This window comes from Amycolatopsis sp. NPDC024027 (assembly GCF_040638975.1).
GTDB lineage: Bacteria > Actinomycetota > Actinomycetes > Mycobacteriales > Pseudonocardiaceae > Amycolatopsis.
In genome coordinates this window covers 27,246-45,610 of the sequence record NZ_JBEZYY010000016.1, presented here as the reverse complement: position 1 = coordinate 45,610, position 18,365 = coordinate 27,246, and the positions used below count along the sequence as shown (strand labels likewise).

General features: G+C 73.0%; 21 protein-coding genes. 10 read left to right on the top strand and 11 right to left on the bottom strand.

The window, feature by feature from the left end; translation table 11 throughout:
• The first annotated feature begins 138 nt into the window (after positions 1–138).
• Complete coding sequence (locus AB0F52_RS32845) at positions 139–873, top strand: TIM barrel protein (protein WP_360179507.1); 735 nt, start codon at positions 139–141, stop codon at positions 871–873.
• Positions 870–1,970, top strand: coding sequence for a Gfo/Idh/MocA family oxidoreductase (locus AB0F52_RS32840; protein WP_360179505.1), 1,101 nt, complete (start codon positions 870–872; stop codon positions 1,968–1,970). Before AB0F52_RS32845 ends, AB0F52_RS32840 begins: the two co-directional genes overlap by 4 nt.
• Here AB0F52_RS32840 and AB0F52_RS32835 read toward each other — a convergent pair.
• Entirely contained in the window at positions 1,967–2,554 is a 588-nt protein-coding gene (locus AB0F52_RS32835) for a TetR/AcrR family transcriptional regulator (protein ID WP_360179503.1), read from the bottom strand. The genes AB0F52_RS32840 and AB0F52_RS32835 overlap by 4 nt on opposite strands.
• A 123-nt stretch (positions 2,555–2,677) precedes the next feature.
• Between AB0F52_RS32835 and AB0F52_RS32830 the strand changes: the two genes are divergently transcribed.
• Both AB0F52_RS32830 and AB0F52_RS32825 read left to right on the top strand, forming a co-directional pair.
• Positions 2,678–3,454, top strand: coding sequence for a DeoR/GlpR family DNA-binding transcription regulator (locus tag AB0F52_RS32830; protein WP_360179501.1), 777 nt, complete (start codon positions 2,678–2,680; stop codon positions 3,452–3,454).
• Entirely contained in the window at positions 3,451–4,647 is a 1,197-nt protein-coding gene (locus AB0F52_RS32825) for an MFS transporter (protein WP_360179499.1), read from the top strand. Before AB0F52_RS32830 ends, AB0F52_RS32825 begins: the two co-directional genes overlap by 4 nt.
• 10 nt (positions 4,648–4,657) lie before the next feature.
• Here the strand turns inward: AB0F52_RS32825 and AB0F52_RS32820 are convergent, their stop codons facing one another.
• Positions 4,658–5,632, bottom strand: a complete 975-nt coding sequence (locus AB0F52_RS32820) for a cation diffusion facilitator family transporter (RefSeq protein ID WP_360179497.1) — start codon at positions 5,630–5,632, stop codon at positions 4,658–4,660.
• A gap of 54 nt (positions 5,633–5,686) precedes the next feature.
• On the opposite strand from AB0F52_RS32820, the gene AB0F52_RS32815 reads away from it, so the two are divergent.
• Complete coding sequence (locus AB0F52_RS32815) at positions 5,687–6,049, top strand: metalloregulator ArsR/SmtB family transcription factor (protein WP_360179495.1); 363 nt, start codon at positions 5,687–5,689, stop codon at positions 6,047–6,049.
• Here AB0F52_RS32815 and AB0F52_RS32810 read toward each other — a convergent pair whose 3' ends face one another.
• From AB0F52_RS32810 to AB0F52_RS32800, 3 genes are all read right to left on the bottom strand, one after another.
• Positions 6,050–7,249 carry an SEFIR domain-containing protein gene (locus AB0F52_RS32810; RefSeq protein ID WP_360179493.1) on the bottom strand — a complete coding sequence of 400 codons (1,200 nt, stop codon included), beginning with the start codon at positions 7,247–7,249 and terminating at the stop codon, positions 6,050–6,052.
• A gap of 343 nt (positions 7,250–7,592) precedes the next feature.
• A complete protein-coding gene (locus AB0F52_RS32805; protein ID WP_360179491.1) occupies positions 7,593–8,402 on the bottom strand; it encodes a MerR family transcriptional regulator in 810 nt (269 codons plus the stop codon).
• Complete coding sequence (locus tag AB0F52_RS32800; RefSeq protein WP_360179489.1) at positions 8,386–9,684, bottom strand: amidase family protein; 1,299 nt, start codon at positions 9,682–9,684, stop codon at positions 8,386–8,388. Before AB0F52_RS32800 ends, AB0F52_RS32805 begins: the two co-directional genes overlap by 17 nt.
• Positions 9,685–10,010: 326 nt before the next feature.
• Here AB0F52_RS32800 and AB0F52_RS32795 point away from each other — a divergent pair, with 326 nt between their 5' ends.
• A complete protein-coding gene (locus AB0F52_RS32795) occupies positions 10,011–10,457 on the top strand; it encodes a nitroreductase family deazaflavin-dependent oxidoreductase (protein WP_360179487.1) in 447 nt (148 codons plus the stop codon).
• Between the two features lie 40 nt (positions 10,458–10,497).
• On the opposite strand, the gene AB0F52_RS32790 is transcribed toward AB0F52_RS32795, so the two are convergent.
• The gene (locus AB0F52_RS32790) at positions 10,498–10,929 is read right to left on the bottom strand and encodes an Hsp20/alpha crystallin family protein (RefSeq protein ID WP_360179485.1); all 432 of its coding nucleotides are present in this window, start codon (positions 10,927–10,929) and stop codon (positions 10,498–10,500) included.
• 107 nt (positions 10,930–11,036) lie between these two features.
• On the opposite strand from AB0F52_RS32790, the gene AB0F52_RS32785 reads away from it, so the two are divergent.
• The 3 genes from AB0F52_RS32785 to AB0F52_RS32775 all read left to right on the top strand — a co-directional run bounded on the left by AB0F52_RS32785 (position 11,037) and on the right by AB0F52_RS32775 (position 12,167).
• Positions 11,037–11,645 (top strand): HSP18 transcriptional regulator, encoded by a 609-nt coding sequence (locus tag AB0F52_RS32785; RefSeq protein WP_360179483.1) that lies wholly within the window; start codon positions 11,037–11,039, stop codon positions 11,643–11,645.
• A gap of 82 nt (positions 11,646–11,727) precedes the next feature.
• Positions 11,728–11,964: a DUF6480 family protein gene (locus tag AB0F52_RS32780; protein WP_103337245.1), complete on the top strand. Its 237-nt coding sequence runs from the start codon at positions 11,728–11,730 to the stop codon at positions 11,962–11,964.
• Positions 11,965–11,993: 29 nt separating this feature from the next.
• Positions 11,994–12,167: a hypothetical protein gene (locus AB0F52_RS32775; protein ID WP_360179481.1), complete on the top strand. Its 174-nt coding sequence runs from the start codon at positions 11,994–11,996 to the stop codon at positions 12,165–12,167.
• On the opposite strand, the gene AB0F52_RS32770 is transcribed toward AB0F52_RS32775, so the two are convergent.
• The 4 genes from AB0F52_RS32770 to mdlC are packed head-to-tail and all read right to left on the bottom strand — an operon-like array spanning position 12,164 to position 16,575.
• Positions 12,164–12,322, bottom strand: a complete 159-nt coding sequence (locus AB0F52_RS32770; protein WP_360179479.1) for a hypothetical protein — start codon at positions 12,320–12,322, stop codon at positions 12,164–12,166. The genes AB0F52_RS32775 and AB0F52_RS32770 overlap by 4 nt on opposite strands.
• A gap of 31 nt (positions 12,323–12,353) precedes the next feature.
• Complete coding sequence (locus tag AB0F52_RS32765; protein ID WP_360179477.1) at positions 12,354–13,565, bottom strand: aromatic acid/H+ symport family MFS transporter; 1,212 nt, start codon at positions 13,563–13,565, stop codon at positions 12,354–12,356.
• Positions 13,566–13,576: 11 nt separating this feature from the next.
• On the bottom strand, positions 13,577–15,004 hold the full coding sequence (locus AB0F52_RS32760; RefSeq protein ID WP_360179475.1) for a benzaldehyde dehydrogenase: 1,428 nt from the start codon (positions 15,002–15,004) through the stop codon (positions 13,577–13,579).
• A 2-nt stretch (positions 15,005–15,006) separates the two neighbouring features.
• Complete coding sequence (gene mdlC, locus AB0F52_RS32755; RefSeq protein ID WP_360179473.1) at positions 15,007–16,575, bottom strand: benzoylformate decarboxylase; 1,569 nt, start codon at positions 16,573–16,575, stop codon at positions 15,007–15,009.
• Between the two features lie 92 nt (positions 16,576–16,667).
• Here mdlC and AB0F52_RS32750 point away from each other — a divergent pair, with 92 nt between their 5' ends.
• Positions 16,668–17,558: a LysR family transcriptional regulator gene (locus AB0F52_RS32750; RefSeq protein WP_360179471.1), complete on the top strand. Its 891-nt coding sequence runs from the start codon at positions 16,668–16,670 to the stop codon at positions 17,556–17,558.
• Here AB0F52_RS32750 and AB0F52_RS32745 read toward each other — a convergent pair.
• Positions 17,555–18,106, bottom strand: a complete 552-nt coding sequence (locus AB0F52_RS32745) for a cellulose-binding domain-containing protein (RefSeq protein ID WP_360179469.1) — start codon at positions 18,104–18,106, stop codon at positions 17,555–17,557. The genes AB0F52_RS32750 and AB0F52_RS32745 overlap by 4 nt on opposite strands.
• Positions 18,107–18,365: the final 259 nt, after the last annotated feature.

The window sequence follows — 18,365 nt, the reverse complement described above, 5'->3', positions numbered from 1 at the left end:
AAACACCCATTGGCGTGAGCCGGGGCATGCCGCCGGCCGGGGGATCGTCCCGAGAATCCCCTGGTCACAATTTTGACCAGGTGGTAGAAATTGAGGAGCCGCGGCCGACGGCGCCACGGCGAAGTGGAGGAGCCGGTGATGAGCGTGCCTTCCGTGCAGCTGTATTCGGTCCGCGACGCCTTCGCGGCCGATCCCGCCGACACCCTGCGGCGGCTCGCCGCGATCGGCTTCACGCAGGTGGAGCCATACGGCGTCCTCGAAAACGCCGAGGCACTGCGGGCCGGGCTGCCCGCCAACGGCCTGACCGCCCCGACCGCGCACGCGCAGCTGCTCGGCGCCGACCGGCACGCCGTCTTCGCCACGGCCGCGGAGCTGGGCATCGGCCTGGTGATCGACCCGTTCGTGCCGCCCGAGCGGTGGCAGGAGCCCGCCGACATCGCGGCCACCGCGGACGGGCTGAACGCCGCCGCGAAGCTCGCGGCCGAGCACGGCGTCCGCGTCGGCTACCACAACCACTGGTGGGAACTGCAGTCCCGGATCGGCGAACGCAGCGCCTTCGAGGTGTTCGCCGAGCAGCTCGACCCGGCGGTCGCCCTGGAGGTCGACACATACTGGGCCACCGCGGGCGGCGAGGACGCGCCCGCCCTGCTGCGGCGGCTCGGCAACCGGGTGCGGGCCATCCACGTCAAGGACGGCGGGCTCGCCACCGACGCCACCGGCCAGGTCCCGGCCGGTCAGGGCCGGGTTCCGGTGGCCGAGGTGCTCGCCGCCGCGCCGGACGCGCTGCGCGTGGTCGAGTTCGACGCGTTCGACGGCGACCTCTTCGAGGCCATCGCCGCCAGCCACGCCTTCCTGACCGGCGCGGGCCGGTGACCGGCGGCCCGGTCGGCGTCGGGATCATCGGCACCGGCATCATCAGCGGCACCTACCTCGAGAACCTCACCGCCTTCCCGGACGTCCGCGTGGTGCGGGTCGCCGACCTCGACACCGGGCGCGCGGCGGCCCGCGCGGCCGAGCACGGCGTGCCGCGATCGGGCACCGTGGCCGAGCTGCTGGCCGACCCGGACGTCGAGCTGGTCGTCAACCTGACCGTCCCGGCCGCGCACGCCGAGGTCGGCCTCGCCGCGCTCGAAGCGGGCAAGCACGTGTGGACGGAGAAGCCCCTCGCGCTGGACCGCCAGACCGGCCGCAAGCTCCTCGACCGCGCACGGGAGCAGAACCTGCGGGTGGCCGGCGCGCCCGACACCGTGCTCGGCGCCGCGCTGCAGACCGCGCGGCAGGCCGTCGACGCGGGCCGGATCGGCCGTCCCCTGACCGCACTGGCGCTGTTCCAGGTGCCGGGGCCGGAGCGGTGGCACCCGGCGCCGGAATTCTACTTCCAGCCCGGCGGTGGGCCGCTGCTCGACATGGGCCCGTACTACCTGACGGCCCTGGTGCACCTGCTGGGCCCGGTCCGGCGCGTCACCGGCGCCGGCGGGCGGGCGCGCGACACCCGGGTCGTCGGGTCCGGGCCGCGGGCGGGCACCGAGTTCCCGGTGTCGGTGCCGACGACGGTCACCGCGCTCGTCGAGTTCGAACGGGCCTCGGCGCAGCTGGTCCTGAGCTTCGACTCGGCGCTCAAGCGGACCGGGCTGCTCGAGCTGACCGGCGCGCTCGGCACCGCCGTGCTGCCCGACCCCAACCGGTTCGACGAGCCGACGCGGCTGCACCTGCTCGACCGCGACGAGCCGGAAGAGCTGGCGCCGCAAGGACATGCGGCTTCGCGCGGCACCGGCGCGCTGGAACTGGCCCGGGCGATCCGGGCCGGTGTGCCGGAACGCGCGTCCGGCGAGCTGGCCTACCACGTGCTCGACGCGATGCTGGCCATCGACGAATCCATGACCCGCGGGCAGAGCGTGGAGGTCGCGAGCACCGTCGACGTCCCGCCGCTGCTGCCGGCGGGGTGGGACCCGTATGCGAAGACCCTCTAGAGCGGGACGGTGAGCAGGTTCTGCAGGTAGAAGCGCAGCGAGCCGACCAGGTCGACGGCGCCGGGCACGGTCAGCCATTGCACCTGCAGGCCGTCCATCAGCGCGATGAACGTCAGCGCCGCCATCGCGGGCTCGACACCGTCTCGCAGTTCGCCGCGGGCCGCGAGGGCTTCGAACGACTCGTGCACGCCGTCCCGCGCGGCCCGGTAGTGGCGCACGAAGTACTCGTGCGCCGGGTGGTCCGCGGCGACCGCTTCGGCGGCGAGCCGGGAGTAGAGGTCGACGATCCCGGGGTGGCGGACGTTGTGCTCGGCGAGGGCGACGAAGTGGCGCAGGACCGCCAGCCCGGGCGGCACGGTCAGCTGCTCGCGCTCGGCGTCCTCGGCGTCCCGGCGTTCGAGCACGGCGGCGAGCAGGGCTTCCTTCGTGGGGAAGTAGTAGAGGAGACCGGCGTGGGAAATCCCGACGCGCTTGGCGATTTCGCGCAGCGACGAGCCGTGATAGCCGAGTTCGCCGTACGCCGCGGCCGCCGCCGTGATGATGTCTTCGCGGCGGATCCGGCCCTTCAGGTAGCCCCCGGTCACGGGGTCGCGGTGGTCTCGGCGGCGTGCACGGCACCATCATGCCGCAGCGGTCGTTCGCACAAGCTGCGTGATCGAACGAACAAACCGGTTGTGCGAACGAGGACGGCTTGCGAGCATCACGGCGTGAAGAGCGCGGACCGGCAACGGGTGATCGTGGAGCGGCTGCGGGACGCCGACCAGGTGGGCGTCGCCGAGCTGGCCGAAGCGACCGGCGCGTCGGAGATGACCGTCCGCCGCGACCTCGACCACCTGGCGTCCCGGGGCGTGCTGCGCCGGGTGCACGGCGGCGCGGTCCCGGCGTCGCCGTCGGGGGTCGAACCGCCGTTCGCGGCCCGCGCGACGGCCGCGATCGCGGCGAAACGGGCCATCGCCGCCGCGGCGGCGGAGCTGATCCGCGACGGCGAAACGGTCGTCCTCGACAGCGGCACGACGGCGCTGGAACTGGCGCGGCTGCTGCGCGGGCGCCCGGTCACCGTGATGCCGCTGTCCCTGCACGCGGTCCGTGAGCTGGCCGACGACCCGGACGTCCGGCTGCTGCTGCCCGGCGGCGAACCGCGCCCGGGGGAGCAGGCCCTGGTGGGGCCGCTGACGCTGGCTTCGCTGCGGGCCCTGCGGTTCGACGTCGCCGTGATCAGCCCCTGCGCGCTGGGCCTCGACTCCGGGCTCACCGCCTTCGACCTGGGCGACGCCGAGGTCAAGCAGGCCGCCCTCGACGTCGCGGCCCGGGCGATCGTGCTCGCCGACGGCGCCAAGTGGGGCCGGGCCGCGCTCGCCCGCATCTGTCCCGCCGACCGCGCCGACGTGGTGATCACCGATCCCGCAGCGCCCGAGGACCAGCGTGCCGCGCTGGCCGAGCGCGGCGTGCTCGTGCACGTCGCCGTCCCCATGGAGAGCCGATGACCGTCCCGCCCCGCCCGCGTGCCGCCCGGTTCGCGACCTTCATGTTCTTCGGCCTCAACGGGTTCGCGATGGGCATGTGGGTGGTGCACATCCCGAACGTCGAGCGCGCGACGGGCATCTCGCACAGCACGCTGGGCGCGCTGCTGCTGGTGCTCGGTGGCGCCGCGTTCGCCGGCATGCAGGTGGCCGGACCGCTCGTCGACCGGCTCGGGCACCGGCGGCTGGTGCCGGCCGCGGGCGTCTTGATGGGGCTCGCGGTGTGCGGGCCGGGGTTCGCGAACTCGTGGTGGACGCTGGGCCTGGGGCTGATCGGCTTCGGCTTCGGCAACGGCTCGATCGACGTCGGGATGAACTCCCACGCGGTGGTCGTGGAGCGGGCCTACCCGCGCCCGATCATGGCGGCCTTCCACGCGATGTGGTCGATCGGCGGCGCGATCGCCGCGGTCATCGGCGCGGCGACGCTCGGCGCGGGCGTGCCCACCGGGGTGACGCTGACCGGCACGGGCCTGCTGTGCGTGCTGCTTTCCTTGCTGTCGGCGCGATTCCTGATGGAGCCGGCCGCGGTGCCTTCTCCTGATGTGCCTGCCGCCGCCTCCGGGCCGGTCGGCACGCGCCGGCCCGCGGGCCGCACGGTCTGGCTGCTCGGCCTGCTGGCCCTCGCGCTGATGCTGTCGGAGGGCGTCGCGAACGACTGGGCCGCGCTGCACATGGAAAAGGTGCTCGGCACCTCGGCGTCCACGGCGGCGCTGGCGTACGGCGCGTTCGCGGTGGCGATGACGACCGGCCGCTTCCTGACCGACCGCGTCGCGGCCTGGGCGGGCCCGGCGGCGATCGTCCGTTATGGAGCGACGATGGCGGCGGTCGGCCTGACGACGGCCGCGGCGGCCCCGTGGGTACCGCTGTCCCTGGTGGGCTGGGCGCTGTTCGGCCTGGGCCTTTCGGGCGGCGTCCCGCAGCTGTTCACGGCGGCGGGCAACCTGGACACGCGGGCCTCGGGCGCGTTGATGGCCCGGGTCGTCGGCCTCGGGTACGTCGGGCTGCTGGCCGGCCCGGCGCTGATCGGCGGGCTGACCCGGTGGATGCCGCTCAACGTGACCTTCGGGGTGCCGGTGGTGCTGTGCCTCCTGGCGGCGGTGTTCGCCGGGGTGCTGAGCCCGAAGCCGGAACCGGTGGAGCAGCCCGTCGGCTCCTGAGCAGTGGCGCTCACCGGTGGTGGGCCACGGTTTCGTGCGCCCGGTCCGCGCCGGTGGCCGGCTCGGTGTGGATCACCACCGCGGTCAGCCGCGGGATCGCGTGCAGCAGCCGGTGTTCCACCTCGTGGGCCAGCGCGTGGGCGGCTTCGACGGTCAGGTTCGCCGCCACCGTCACGGCCAGCTCGGCCCGCAGGTGGTGCCCGATCCAGCGCATCCGGAGGTCCCGCGCACCGAGCACGCCGTCGACGGCGCGGGCCGTCCGTTCGGCCAGCTCGACCGACGCCGGGTCGACGGCGTCCAGCAGCCGCCGGAACACCTCCTTCGCCGTGTCGCGCAGGACGAACAGGATCGCGACCGTGATCACGAGCCCGACGACCGGATCCGCGGCGGGGAAGCCGAACGCGACGCCCGCCGCGCCGGCGACGACCGCCAGCGACGTGAAGCCGTCCGTGCGGGCGTGCAGCCCGTCGGCGACCAGCGCGGCCGAGCCGATCTCGCGGCCGATCCTGATCCGGTACCGCGCCACGAGTTCGTTGCCGGCGAAGCCGATCACGCCGGCGGCGGCGACCACCCAGGGGTGCGCGACGGGCCGCGGGTCGAGCAGCCGCATCACCGATTCGTAGCCGGCGATCGCCGCCGAAGCCGCGACGACGAGCACGACCACCACGCCGGCCAGGTCTTCGGCGCGGCCGAGCCCGTAGGTGTAGCGGCGGGTCGCGGCGCGGCGGCCGAGCAGGAAGGCGACGCCGAGCGGGACGGCGGTCAGCGCGTCGGCGAAGTTGTGGATGGTGTCGCCCAGCAGCGCCACCGATCCGGTGACCAGCACGAGCACCAGCTGCGCGACGGCGGTCGAGGACAGCGCGGCGAACGACCACCCGAGCGCCCGCATGCCCCGCCGGCTGGTTTCGAGAGCGTGGTCGACGCGGTCGGCGCTGTCGTGGCTGTGCGGCCGCCACTTCGAGTGGCCGTGTCCGTGTCCAGGCATGGGAGCAGTCTATCTGCGCAAGCACGCAGATACGCAAGTAGTAGGGTTTCGGCCATGCACGCGTCGCTGCCGGAGTTCGAAATGCCCACCGAAGAGCAGGTCCACCTGGCGGCGGAGTCGTTCCGCCTGCTCGCCGACCCGACTCGCATCAAGGTGCTCTGGGCGCTGCTGCAGGGTGAATCATCGGTGGCCTGCCTGGCCGAACTGGCCGGCGCCGCCCCCACGGCGGTCAGCCAGCACCTGGCCAAACTGCGGCTGGCAGGCCTGGTGAAGGGCCGCCGCGAAGGAACGTTCGTGTACTACTCCGCGGCCGACAACCACGTGCGCGGCCTGCTGGCCCAGGCCCTGCACCACGCGGAGCACGTGGACCGCGACCTCCCCTCGGGCGACCACGCCCACCGCCCCCGGCCTAGCTGATCAACGTCTGAACGCGACCGCAAGCCGGGCGGCCAGTTCCTCGGCGACGGCCCGTGGTGAGTGGCGGAGCTCTTCGATGCGGAAGACCTCTTCGGTGCCGAGCATGATCCGCTCAGGTGGATTGATGGGCAGTGATGCGCTGTTCGCGGTCGCATCGGAGAGACGCCCGAGCCTCGTCAGGCTCACCGGCTCCAACGCGATCGCCGGCGCGAAGCTGTCCGGCAGGGGAAGGCCGATCTGCAGGAGCAGGTTCAGCCTTTCGGTGAGCTTCGAGGTCAGGTCGTCCCGGTCGAGAATCCAGCCGATGGTCGCACTTGGCAGCGCGAACCAGCACGTGCGTTGGCCGCCGCGGAGCACCGCGAGCCCGCACTCCCCGGAACGCCCGTCCGTCGAGAGCGCCCATGCTGCGTCGGCCGAAGAGCCGACGGAGATGGCTTGGGTATGTGAGAAGAGCCCCGTTGCGCGGCCCGACGTGGCCAGCTCGTCGCAGATCCGCTCGAGTTGGAGCACGCCGTAGCGTACAAGGGACGAGGCGGGGACAAGATGCATTTCGACCAGCGGGCTTTGTGATCGGAAGCCTTGTGGCAGCAGTTCCGAGCGCCGGACGACAGCAAGTTCGCCCGGCACGATGAGCGGGGCCGGACTGGGGCCGGATCGCGGTGGGAGAACCGGCCGAGGTCCGAGCGCGGGCGGGACGTCACGCGGCTGCCGGGTGAGAACCCGCAGCAAAGACTCCGTCGCCTCCGGTGTGATGGCCGGAACGTCGTACCAGTCTGCGGCGTTGGGCTGGAGGAAGTTCGGGATCTCGTCTTTGCCGTGGCCGGGCAGGAGAACCGGCAGGATCCGGGCCGTCCAAGTCGCGCGGTCGCCTTGTAGCAAGTCGCGCAGCAGCGCTGCTTCCGCCTGGCCGCCCAGGTTCAGGTGGTTGGGCCCGATCCCGTCACCCATCCGCAGGTAACCCTCGGATGCGATGACCAGCACGTGGTCCGATCCGGTGATGTTCCGGGTCGCCCACGCCTGCCAGTCCTGCCGACGGTCGGTGGCCCAGCGGTCAAGCACCACGTCGATACCCTGTCGCACCAGCAAATCGGCGAAGGTCAGCACAGCGTCTCGATGTTCTTCGCTGTCGTGGGTGTACGAAATGAAGGCCTTCGGATGCTCCCCGGGCTCGTGGCTGTCGTACCGGTTGTCTTGCGCCATCGGAAATCCTCATCGCCCGGCCGCCCGCGCGGCGTGGTCCTGGCGAAACAATAGCAACGGGAAGAACCGTTGGCCGCAGGTTCCGACACTGGCCGGCGAAACCGGGAAATCCGGAACTTGGACCATCCGGCCCCTCGTCCTCGAATTTTCGTGTCTTAAGCTCACGATTCGCACGGCGTAACGGACCTGGGGGCGAGGATCGTTCGCCAACTCCCTCTGAGCAATATCGGTTTCCCGGACATCCGCCACATCGCCGGGCGCAGTCGGTTTGCGGACCGGGCGTGAGTAGATCGTGGACGGGGGTGAGACCAGGCATCAGTCCCCGTCGTTGATCATCGTGGGCCTAGCTGATCGGCTCCTGCAGCTCCGTCACCCAGCCCGCCGGATCCTCCGGGCAGTCCAGGTACACCTCCCGCTGCGGTCCGGCCGACCGGCGGCCGTGGTCGTCGATCCAGCGCACCACCGCCTGCCAGCCGGGCAGGACGCCGTCGATCGCGCCGCGGTGGACGAGCGTCGCCGCGCGGGTGGGCGGCAGGTGCACCACCGCCAGGCCGTTGAGATCGCCGCCGCCGACCGATGCCGGGACCGCGGCGTGCACGATGACCTCGTCCTCCGCGCGCTGCTCGTAGTAGCAGGTCAGCCTGCCCGCCGGCGTGACGTCCGCGTGCGGGAGGCGGCGGCCGAGCTCCGCGCACAGCGGGTGGACGACCGGCCCGATCGCCTCCGGCGCGAACCCCGCCGCGACCCCCGTCAGCTCCACCACCCGCAGGCCGGGCAGCTCCTTGACGACGACGTCGTGGGCCGGCGGCCGGCCCTCCGCCTCGATGGTCCGCAGCCGCGCTTCGACCTGCGCCAGCCGGGCCGCGCCTTCGGCCAGCGCGGCTTCCAGCTCCGCGCGCCGCAGCGCCAGCATGCCGCGCACCTGCTCGACCGTGACCTCCTCCGCCAGCAGCGTGGCCACCTGCTCCAGCGTGAACCCGAGGTCCTTCAGCGCGACGATCCGGTTGAGCCGCGCGAGCTGGCCCGCGGTGTAGCTGCGGTAGCCGGTCGCGGGGTCGACGCGCGCCGGGCGCAGCAGACCGAGTGCGTCGTAGTGGCGCAGCATCCGGACCGAAACCCGGCCGTGGCGGGCGAAATCACCGATCGAGAACACGGCTCGATCCTGCCCCAGGCGGGACGAACCCGCCGACGACGTCCGCGGCGAGTTCCGCGAACGTGATCGCGGTGCCGTCTTCGTGCGCGGGCCCGACGACCTGCAGCCCGGCCGGCCGCGCTCCGCCCACCGGGGCGCTGACCGCGGGCAGCCCGGGCAGCGACGCCTGCGCGATCCAGAACACCTGGTCTTCGTAGCGGTGCCGGTCGTCGTGGGCCGGCGCCGTGGTGAACACCGTCGGGCAGAGAAACCCGTCGACGCCGGCGAAGTACCGGCCCCACGCCGCGGTCAAGGCCGCCCGCCGCCGCTCCTGCCCGGCGGTCCCGGCCGGGGCACGCCCTTCTTGGCTCGCGAAGAACAGTTCCACCTGGAAGCCGAACGCCTCGGCCTGGGCGATCGGGTCGACGTCCGCCGGCCAGCCCGCGCGGATCCGCACCCCGGCGCGGGCCAGTGCGTCGACGGCGTCCGAAAGCACCGCGCCGACCTCGCCGGTCACCGGGCAGGCCGGATCGTCGAGCACGACGCCGACGCGGAAGTCCTCGAGCCGGGACCGCCGGGCGGGCCGCAGCGGGCCGCCGGTGACTTCCAGGGCGAGCCGCAGGTCGGCCGCCGACCGGGCCAGGGGACCCACCGCCGAGGGGAATTCCCGGGCGGGCGGCGCGGGCGGCCCCGGGGGCTGGAACCCACGCAGTGGCACGGTGCCCGGGGTGGGTTTGAGGCCGTACACACCGCAGTAGGCGGCCGGGATCCGGATCGACCCGGCCAGGTCGGAGCCGTATTCGAGGTACGTCAGGCCGTCGGCGAGCGCGGCTGCGGCGCCACCGCTCGAGCCGCCCGGTGTCCGGGTGTGGTCTCGCGGGTTGAGCGTCCGTCCGTGGAGCGGGTTGTCGGTCCGGCCGAAGTCGGCCAGCAGGTGGTGCACGTTCGACTTGCCCACGACGATCGCGCCCGCGGCCCGCAGCCGGGCGACGACCGCCGCGTCCTCGTCCGCGACGCAGTCCGCGAACGCCGGCTCGCCCCAGGTCGTCGGCAGGCCTTTCACGGCGAAGGCGTCCTTGATCGTCATCGGGACGCCGTGCAGCGGGCCGACGTCGTCGCCGCGCGCCACCGCCCGATCGGCCTCCGAAGCGGCGTCGAGCGCGAAGTCGCGGCAGATCGCGATAACGGCGTTGACGGTGGAGGCGTCGATGCGGGCGAAGAGCTGTTCGGTCAGGTCACGCGCCGAGAGCTCGCCGCGGCGGATCCCGGCGGCCACCTCGATCGCGGTGCGGAAAGGCGTCATGGGTACGGGATAAGGCCTGACACGGTGTCAGGGTCAACGGGTTTCCCCGACCCGCCGCGGCGGGTAGCCCTCCGGTGATCGTCGTCCGATTCGCGGGCGGCGCAGCGAGGCGGAGGGAAGACCGATGTCGACCGCACCCCCGATACCGCCCGAACCGGTGCAGCCCGCCCCCGTCGTCCCGGACCCGGGACCGGACCGGCCGCTCCCGGAACCCGGTGTGCCCATCCCGGACCCGCTGCCGCCGGAGCCGGCGCCTGGTCCCGACCGGGATGGACTATGACTTACAGATCATATGAGTTTCATATGAGTTCGTGTACCGTCGGGGTATGACAACAGCGCAGAGCTACCGCCGGATGGTCAACGCCGGCAACAAGATCGTCGTGGGCCTCCAGCGGCTCGGCGTCGCCTTCGGGCCGATGCAGCTGCTCACCGTGCCCGGCCGGCGCACCGGTGTGCCCCGCACGTTCCCCATCGCCGTCCTGCCCATCGACGGTGCCCGCTACATCGTCCAGGCCTATCCGAAGGCGGCCTGGGTGGCGAACGTGCGGGCCGCGGGCGAGGTGACGCTCACCCGCGGCCGCCGTTCGTCGGTCGCCCGGCTGGCCGAGCTGCCGGTGCCGGAGCGGCGGCCGGTCCTGCGCCGGCTCGTCGAAACGAGCCCGCCGAGCGTGGGGAAGCGGTTCGTGACGACCGGCCTGGCGGACGCACCGACACCGGACGCCGTCGCGGCGGCCGCGGAGCGCATCGCGGTCTTCCGCGTCGAACGCTCCTGAGCCGGCGGCCGGGGCCGGGCTCGCCCGGCCCCGCCACGGGTCAAGCCTCGATCTGCGTGCGCTCGCCGGCCCCGCCGACTTCGATGCGCCGCGGCTTCGCCTTCTCGACGATCGGGATGCGGACGGTCAGCACCCCGGCGTCGTAGTTCGCGGTGATGTGCTCGGTGTCCAGGGTGTCGCCGAGGAACAGCTGGCGGGAGAACACGCCCAGCCGTCGTTCGGAGACGTGCATCCGGACGTCGTCACCGGTCGGCAGGGGCCGTCGTTCGGCCTTGACCGTGAGGACGTTGCGCTCGACGTCCAGCTCGACGGCGCCGGGATCGACGCCGGGCAGGTCGAAGCAGACCACGAACTCGTCGCCGGTGCGGTAGGCGTCCATCGGCATCGCGGCCGGCTTCGACCAGGTGCCGGCGCCGAAGACCTGCTGGGCGAACCGGTCGAGGTCGCGGAACGGGTCGGTGCGCATCAACATCGGGATCCACCTCCTGGGAACTCGTCGACTCTGGTGTCAACACGCGAAGCTGTTCTAGCATGTCGTCAAAACGATGACAAGGTGTGGGTCGTCGAAAGGATGACACGATGGACGGGATTGATCCCACCGGCTCGCTGCGCCGGATCCAGGAGGCGGTCGCGGCCGCCCGGGCCGGGACGGGCGACCAGGACCGGGTGCTGGACGCGCTGTCCGGCCTGCGGCTGCTGCGCGAGGAGCTGGCGAGCTGGGAACCGGAACTGATCGCGGCGGCCAGGGCGGCCGGCGCCAGCTGGGTGGCGCTCGCGCCCGCGCTGGGCGTCGCGAGCCGCCAGGCCGCGGAACGGCGTTACCTGCGGCTGCAGCCGTCGCACACCGGCGAGAAGACCGGCGAAGCGCGGGTCGACGCGGAACGCGACCGGCGCGCGGGCGACCGGGCCGTCGCCGACTGGGCCCGCCGCAACTCCGCCATCCTGCGCCAGCTCGCCGGCCGCGTCAGCGCGCTCGACGGGCTGGGCCCGGCCGGGCAGGCCAGCGCCGAGCGCCTCGGCGCGGCCCTCGGCGACGACGACCCGGCGACGCTGCTCCCGCCGCTGGCCGCCGCGCAGCCGCACCTGACCGGCGCGCACGCCGGGCTGGCCGAGCAGCTCGGCGAGATCTCGGCCCACACCGACCAGCTGCGCCGCGACGCCGCCGGCCACCGCCGGTCCCGGGAATGAGCGGGTTTGAGCCGGTTTGACCGGGTTTGCCCGGCCCCCGGGCGGGCACCCGCCGCGGGAGCGACGGAAGGACGGTGCCGCCATGACCGCCGAACCCCCGGATCCGGACCCCCGCCGGACGCCGGACCTGGAAGCCGGGGGCGGGGTGCCGCCGGGCAGCACGCCCCCCGACTCCGCCCAGACGTCGGGGCTGTCGCACCCGCAGCCGATGCCGTCCAAGGCGATGCCGGTGCTGTGGCTGGTCCTCACCGGCGTCCTCGTGCTGATGGTCGCCGGGCTGGTCATCGCGCTCGCGTTCGGCTGGCTGCGGGGTGTCTGAGATCGCTCCGGACCGGGTACTCGCGAAGCATGACCGACACCCCTGACCGGACCGAAACCCGCGCCGAGCTGCTGCCCGAAGAGCAGACCGTGGACAGCGCGGACCCCGAGGGCCAGGCCCGCGAGGTCCTGCGCGACTCCGACCGCCGCACCGAACACCCGGAGGCGACGCTGGGCCGCCGCCGTCCGGAAGACACGGTCTAGCGGCCGCGGAAGTTCTCCTGCGTGGCCGGATGACCGGGCCGCGCCTTCGCGTCCTCGTCTTCCAGCGGCCCGTCGGGCTCTTCGCGGCGGGGCGGCTCGCCGACCGGGTTCCCGCTCGAGTCCAGCTCGCCGGTCTCGTGGTGGGGCTGCGACATCGTTCCTCCTCGGGTGGCCGATCCTTCGCGGCTACCCGGCGGACACGGGCGTCAACCGCTCTTCGGACCGCGTCTCGCCGCGCAGCAGCAGCACCGCGACCAAACCCAGCCCCGCCACGAAGGCGAAGAAGTAGAAGCCCCACGGATAGGCGACCCCGGCGGTGACCAGCGCACCGGTGACGAACGGGCCGAGGATCGAGCCCAGCCGCCCGACCGCCGACGTCAGCCCGAGCGCGGTACCGCGGGCCGACGCCGGGAACGCGTGCGCGACGTAGCCGTAGATCAGCACCTGCGCGGAGAACACGAAGACGCCGGTCAGCAGCACCACCGCGTTGAGCACGACCGCGTTCGGGATCTTCAAGCTCAGCGCCGCCAGCAGCACCGCCCCGGCACCGAACCAGATCCGCGCGATCGGGCGGATGCCGAACCGGTCGGCGATCGTGCCGGCCAGCACCAGCCCGAGCACCGCGCCGATGTTGAGCACCAGCAGCAGCGTGATCGACGTCGAGATCGGGTAGCCCGCCGTGCGCATCAGCTGCGGCAGCCAGGTGTTGAGCCCGTAGACCAGCAGCAGCCCCATGAACGAACCGGTCCACACGGCGATGCTGGTCCGCCGGAACCGGCCGCTCAGCAGGGCTTTCAGCCCCACGCGTTCGTGCTGGTCCCTGGCCGCGAGGTAGGCCGCGGACTCCGGCAGCTTCCACCACATCAGCGGCACGGCCAGCAGGCCGATGACCCCGCCGCCGTAGAAGAGCAGGTGCCAGTCCTCCTTGGCGGACAGCGCCAGGACCGACGTCAGCACCGCGCCGACGTGATAGCCGGTCATGGTGAACGTGCTCGCGCTGGCGCGCCGCCGGGCCGGCAGGTTCTCCGACATCACCGTCAGCGCCACCGGCATGCACGCGCCGAGGCCGAGCCCGGCGACGAACCGGAACACCCCGAAGGTCGCGACGTTCGGCGCCAGCGGCGTCAGCAGGGTGAACAGCGAGAACAGCAGGACCGAGCCGATGAGCAGCACGCGGCGGCCGAACCGGTCGGTCAGCGGGCCGAGACCGGCGGCACCGACGGCCACGCCGATCAGCGACACCGTGGCGACCGCGGTCGCGCCCGCCGCGGTGAAGCCGAGGTAGCCGCTCTTGAGCAGGGTCGGGATGGTGGCGCCGAGCGCGACCAGGTCGTAGCCCTCGAGCAGGACGGTCAGCCAGCAGAGCACCGCCGTCCACGCGCCGCGAGACGTCTTCATCGTCGTGCTCCTCAGAACGGGTAGGGCGCGATGTCCGCGCGGACGGTCAGCCACTGCGTCTCGGTGAAGGCCTCGATGTTGGCCTTCGCCCCGCCGAAGCGGGAGCCGTTGCCGGAGTCGCCGACACCGCCGAAGGGCGCGGTCGGCTCGTCACCGACGGTCTGCTCGTTGATGTGCACCTTGCCCGAGCGGACCTCCCCGGCCAGCGTCATCGCGGTGCCGACGTCGCCGAGGACGCCGACCGAGAGGCCGTATTCGGAGTCGTTGACCAGCCGGGCGGCCTCGTCGAGGTCGCGGTAGGCGCGCACCGGCGCCACCGGGCCGAAGATCTCCTCGCGCCAGGCCGGGCTCGCGTCGTCGAGTCCGAAGAGGACGGTCGGCGGGTAGAACGGCGCGTCGGGCTTCCCGCCCGCCAGGACCTGCGCGCCGGCCGCGACGCTGCGGTCGACGACGTCGGTGACGTGCGCGAGCTGGCGGTCGTCGATGATCGGGCCGAGCGCGACGTCGCTCTCGGCCGGGTTCCCCACGGGAAGCCGCCGGGCCTTCTCCGCGAGGGCTTCGACGTATTCGTCCACCTGGGACTCGTGGACGAGGTGGCGGCCGGTGGTCATGCAGATCTGGCCCTGGTGGAGGAAGGAGCCGAACGCGCCGGCGGAGGCCGCCTTGGCGACGTCGGCCCCCGGCAGCACGACGAGCGCGTTGTTGCCGCCCAGCTCCAGGTGCACGCGCTTGAGCGAACGCGCGGCGGCTTCGCCGACCTTCCGCCCGGCCGCGGTCGAGCCGGTGAACGACACCACCGAGACCTCCGGCGCGTCGACCACCGCGGCGCCGACTCCCGTGTCCCCGGGCAGCAGGTGCAGCAGGCCTTCGGGCAGCCCGGCCTCCTCGAAGACGCGCAGGATGCTCACCCCACCGGACACCGCGGTCCGCAGGTCGGGCTTGAGCAGCACGGCGTTGCCGAGCGCGAGCGCGGGCGCGACCGAGCGGATGGCCAGGATCAGCGGGAAGTTGAACGGCGAGATCACCGAAACCACCCCGGCCGGCACCCGCCGGGCCAGCGACCAGCGCGGTTCGCCGGTGCTCAGCACCTCGCCGAGCGGGTGGGTGGGCAGGGCCGCGGCCTCGAAGCAGATCCCGGCCGCCATCCCGGTCTCGATCCCGGCCTTGGGCCGCGTCGAACCGGCTTCGCGGACGATCCAGTCCTGCACCTCGGCGGCGTGCGCCTCCCACAGGTCACCGGCGCGGCGCAGCACGGCGGCACGTTCGGCGGGCTTGCGCCGGGCCCAGTCGCGCTGGGCCTTCGCGGCCGCCGCGGCGGCTTCCGCGACGTCGTCCGGCGTCGCGATGCCCACGTGGCCCAGGGTTTTCCCGGTGGCCGGTTCGACGACCGGGTGGGTCCCGCCGCTACCGCCGGCGAATTCCGTTGCGAGCAGGGTCATGATCACTCCGGTGTGGTCGGTTCGGTGTCGACCTGGATCAGCCGTGGGCCGTCCGGGGTCGTCTTGAGCTGGGCGCGCAGGTCTTCTTCGTCGCCGGCGGTGGTGGCTTCGACGCCGTACCCGGCCGCGATGGCGGTGAAATCGAGCCCGGGGATCTCCGTGCCGGGCACGTCCGGCGTCCCGAGCAGCTCGCCGAACCACCGCAGGGCGCCGTAGACGCCGTTGCGCAGGATCACGAAGGTGACCGGCACGCGGTAGTGCGCGGCGGTCCACAACGCCGTGATGCCGTAGTTGGCCGAGCCGTCGCCGATGACGCCGACGACCGGGCGATCCGGGCTGCCCATCGCGACGCCGACCGCGGCGGGCAGGCCGAAGCCGAGCCCACCGGCGGCCGGGAAGAAGTACGAGCCTTCGCGGCGCAGGTCCATCTGCCGCCACCAGGCCGAGTTCGTCGACGTCGACTCGACGACGTAGCGCGTGTCGCCCGCCTGGGTGTCGCGTAGCGCGGCGAACACCTGCTCGGGGTGGAGCGCTTTCGCGCCGGTCTTGGGCTCGGGGGTCTCGACGTAGCCTGCGTTCGCTTTCCGTCCCGGCACTTTCGCCAGCAGCGCCTCGATCACCGGCGCGGGGTCGGCGACCAGCGCTTCGCCCATCGGCGCGCGGGCCGCGGCGCCGAAGTCGTCGGTGACCTGGATCAGCCGCGTGCCCTTCGGCAAGTACGCGCCGGGCACGTGCTGGTGGTAGCGGAAGACCGGCGCGCCGAGCACGAGCACGAGGTCGTGGCCGGTCAGCGCGGCCGACACCGGCGCGATGCCGGCGGGCAGCACGCCCCGGAAGAGCCGGTGCCGGTTGGGGAAGGGCAGCCGGTGCGGCGACGGCGCCACCCAGGTCGCCACGTCGAGGTGCTCGGCGAGGGCGACGGCCCGGTCGAACAACCCGGTGGCGTCGATGTCGCCGCCCAGGACCAGCGCCGGGTTCCGCGCCGCGGCGACGGCCGTGACGAGGGCGTCGAGCTGGCCTTCGCTCGGGGAGAGCCCTCGCTGGACCTGCCGGTCGAGCGTCGCAGTCTCCGCCAGCTCCACGGCCCAGTCGTCGTAGGGCACCGAGAGGTAGCTCGGGCGCCGGTGCAGCTCGGCCTCGAACACCGCCTGCGCGAGCGAACGCGGCACGTCGGCGGCGCAGCTCGGCTCGCCCGACCAGGCGACCAGGGGGCGCATCAGCTGCGTCGCGTCGACGTTGGCGAGCATCGCCTCCAGCCCGATCGCCGTCCGGACCTGCTGGCCGGCGGTGAGCACCAGGGGAGTGCGGGAGTAGACGGCGTTGGTGAGCGCCCCCATCGCGTTGCCGGAGCCGGCGGCGGCGTGCAGGTTGACCAGCACCGGGCGGCCGGTCGCCTGGGCGTAGCCGTCGGCCATCCCGACGACAGCGCCTTCGTGCAGGCCGAGGACGTACCGGAAGTGCTCCGGCAGCTCGGCGAGGAACGGCAGCTCGTTGGAACCGGGGTTGCCGAAGACGGTGGTCAGGCCACGGCGGTCCAGGAACTCGTGGGCGAGCCGGCGGGCGGTGGGCATCGGTGACCTCCTCGCAGTCGGACCGACCCTATGGAGCTGCGCGCCTGTGTTCCAATAAATGTTGCCTCGGTGCTTTATAGAGGGGATCGATGATGCCGGACTTCGACCTGAACCTGGTGCGCACGTTCGTGCTGCTGTACGAGACCCGCAGCGTGACCGCCACGGCCGAGTCCCTGCACGTCACGCAGCCGACGATCAGCTACAGCCTGCAGAAGCTGCGGCGCCGGTTCGCCGACGAGCTGTTCCGCCGCACCGGCGGCGGCCTGGTCCCGACGACGACGGCCCGCGCGTTGTACGAGCCCCTGCACAGCGCGCTGTCCGAGATCGAGACGGCGGTGAGCGGCGCGAAGGCGTTCTCGCCGTCGACGGCCCGGACGGCGTTCACGCTGTGCCTGTCGGACCTGGGGGAGATCTCGCTGCTGCCGCGGCTGATGGCGGCGCTGCCGGCCCGCGCTCCCGGGGTGACGCTGACCGTCCGGCCCCTGGACGTCGACCGCGCGGCCGACCAGCTCGGCCGAGGCGAGATCGACGCGTTCATCGCGTCCTCATTGATCAGCTCCCAGCGCGTGGCCCGGATCCCGCTGTTTTCCGAGGGCTACCTGGGCATGGTGGCGCGGGACCACCCGCGCCTGGGTGCGTCGGTCTCGTCCGGCGAGCTGGCGGCGGAGCGCCACGTGACGGTGTTCGGCCCGACCGGCCACGACGGCCCCCGCCGCGCGCTGGAGGCGTGCGGCCTGCTCGGCCGCGTGGTGCTGGAGGTGACCCGGTTCGCGGCGCTGCCGTACCTGGTGCAGGACGGCGAGCTGGTGGCGATGGTCCCGCGGCTGGTGGCGGAGATGTTCGCGGCCGAGCACCGGGTCCGGCTGTTCGAGCTGCCGATGGAGGTCGAGCCGGCCCAGGTGTCGGTGTACACGCGGCACACGCACGCCCGCAGCCCGGCCCAGCACTGGCTGGTGGGCTTCATGCGCGAGGTGCTGGGTTAGTTCGTGCTGCAGCCGGTGCCGTTGAGGGTGAAGCCGACGGGCGCCGGGTTGCCGCGGTCGAAGGAGCCGTTGAAGCCGATGTCGACGGTCGCGCCCGGGGCGAAGGCCAGGTTGTAGGAAACCGCTTTCATGGTGACCCGTGAGCCGCTCTGCGAGTAGTCGCCGTTCCAGCTGTGGGTGACCCGCTGGCCGGCGGTGAAGTTCCAGGTGGCGGTCCACGGGTTGAGCGTCTGGTTGCCGGTGTTGGTGACGAAGACGTTGGCGGTGAACCCGTTGGGCCACTGATCGGTGACGGCGTAGTGGACGGTGCACGAGGCGACCGGAGCGGGCGGGGGAGGAGCCTGGGTCTGGCTGGTGGTGGCGGTGGTCTTGGGCGCGGTCGTCGCGGGAGACGCGGAGGTCGAGACCTGCCGGAGCACGGTGGGCACCGGCGTGGCACTCGGCGTCGTGCTGGCAACGATCCGCGGAGTGGTGGCGGGGGCCAACGGATCAGCAGCCAAGGCGGCTTGCCGCCCGGGCGAGCTCTCGGAGGTGACGGCGATGATCACCAGGCTCCCGACGACAACAACGGCCCCACAGAGGGCAGAGACCCACCGAATCCGCCGCCCGGCCCGCTGCTGAGCGGCGGCGGCCTCCCGCGCCCGCTGCTCGAGCCGTTCCCGGTAGCCGTCACCGGTGTCATCCTCACGGACCCGCGCGAGGGGTTCGGAAGCATCGAGGGCCCGAGGCATGGCCCCGGTTTCCCGCAGGAGCTCATCAACGGAAATCTCATCATCAGACCGCCAACCGGCGCGCGCCATACCGGAA

Bases quoted from the DNA above. Each gene is read 5' to 3' on its own strand.
- AB0F52_RS32815 (WP_360179495.1), top strand. From the start codon at position 5,687: ATGCACGCGTCGCTGCCGGAGTTCGAAATGCCCACCGAAGAGCAGGTC.
- AB0F52_RS32750 (WP_360179471.1), top strand. From the start codon at position 16,668: ATGCCGGACTTCGACCTGAACCTGGTGCGCACGTTCGTGCTGCTGTAC.
- AB0F52_RS32820 (WP_360179497.1), bottom strand. From the start codon at position 5,632: ATGCCTGGACACGGACACGGCCACTCGAAGTGGCGGCCGCACAGCCAC.
- AB0F52_RS32790 (WP_360179485.1), bottom strand. From the start codon at position 10,929: ATGTTGATGCGCACCGACCCGTTCCGCGACCTCGACCGGTTCGCCCAG.
- AB0F52_RS32780 (WP_103337245.1), top strand. From the start codon at position 11,728: ATGACCGCCGAACCCCCGGATCCGGACCCCCGCCGGACGCCGGACCTG.
- AB0F52_RS32770 (WP_360179479.1), bottom strand. From the start codon at position 12,322: ATGTCGCAGCCCCACCACGAGACCGGCGAGCTGGACTCGAGCGGGAAC.
- AB0F52_RS32825 (WP_360179499.1), top strand. From the start codon at position 3,451: ATGACCGTCCCGCCCCGCCCGCGTGCCGCCCGGTTCGCGACCTTCATG.
- mdlC (WP_360179473.1), bottom strand. From the start codon at position 16,575: ATGCCCACCGCCCGCCGGCTCGCCCACGAGTTCCTGGACCGCCGTGGC.
- AB0F52_RS32800 (WP_360179489.1), bottom strand. From the start codon at position 9,684: ATGACGCCTTTCCGCACCGCGATCGAGGTGGCCGCCGGGATCCGCCGC.
- AB0F52_RS32845 (WP_360179507.1), top strand. From the start codon at position 139: ATGAGCGTGCCTTCCGTGCAGCTGTATTCGGTCCGCGACGCCTTCGCG.
- AB0F52_RS32775 (WP_360179481.1), top strand. From the start codon at position 11,994: ATGACCGACACCCCTGACCGGACCGAAACCCGCGCCGAGCTGCTGCCC.
- AB0F52_RS32810 (WP_360179493.1), bottom strand. From the start codon at position 7,249: ATGGCGCAAGACAACCGGTACGACAGCCACGAGCCCGGGGAGCATCCG.
- AB0F52_RS32785 (WP_360179483.1), top strand. From the start codon at position 11,037: ATGGACGGGATTGATCCCACCGGCTCGCTGCGCCGGATCCAGGAGGCG.
- AB0F52_RS32765 (WP_360179477.1), bottom strand. From the start codon at position 13,565: ATGAAGACGTCTCGCGGCGCGTGGACGGCGGTGCTCTGCTGGCTGACC.
- AB0F52_RS32760 (WP_360179475.1), bottom strand. From the start codon at position 15,004: ATGACCCTGCTCGCAACGGAATTCGCCGGCGGTAGCGGCGGGACCCAC.
- AB0F52_RS32795 (WP_360179487.1), top strand. From the start codon at position 10,011: ATGACAACAGCGCAGAGCTACCGCCGGATGGTCAACGCCGGCAACAAG.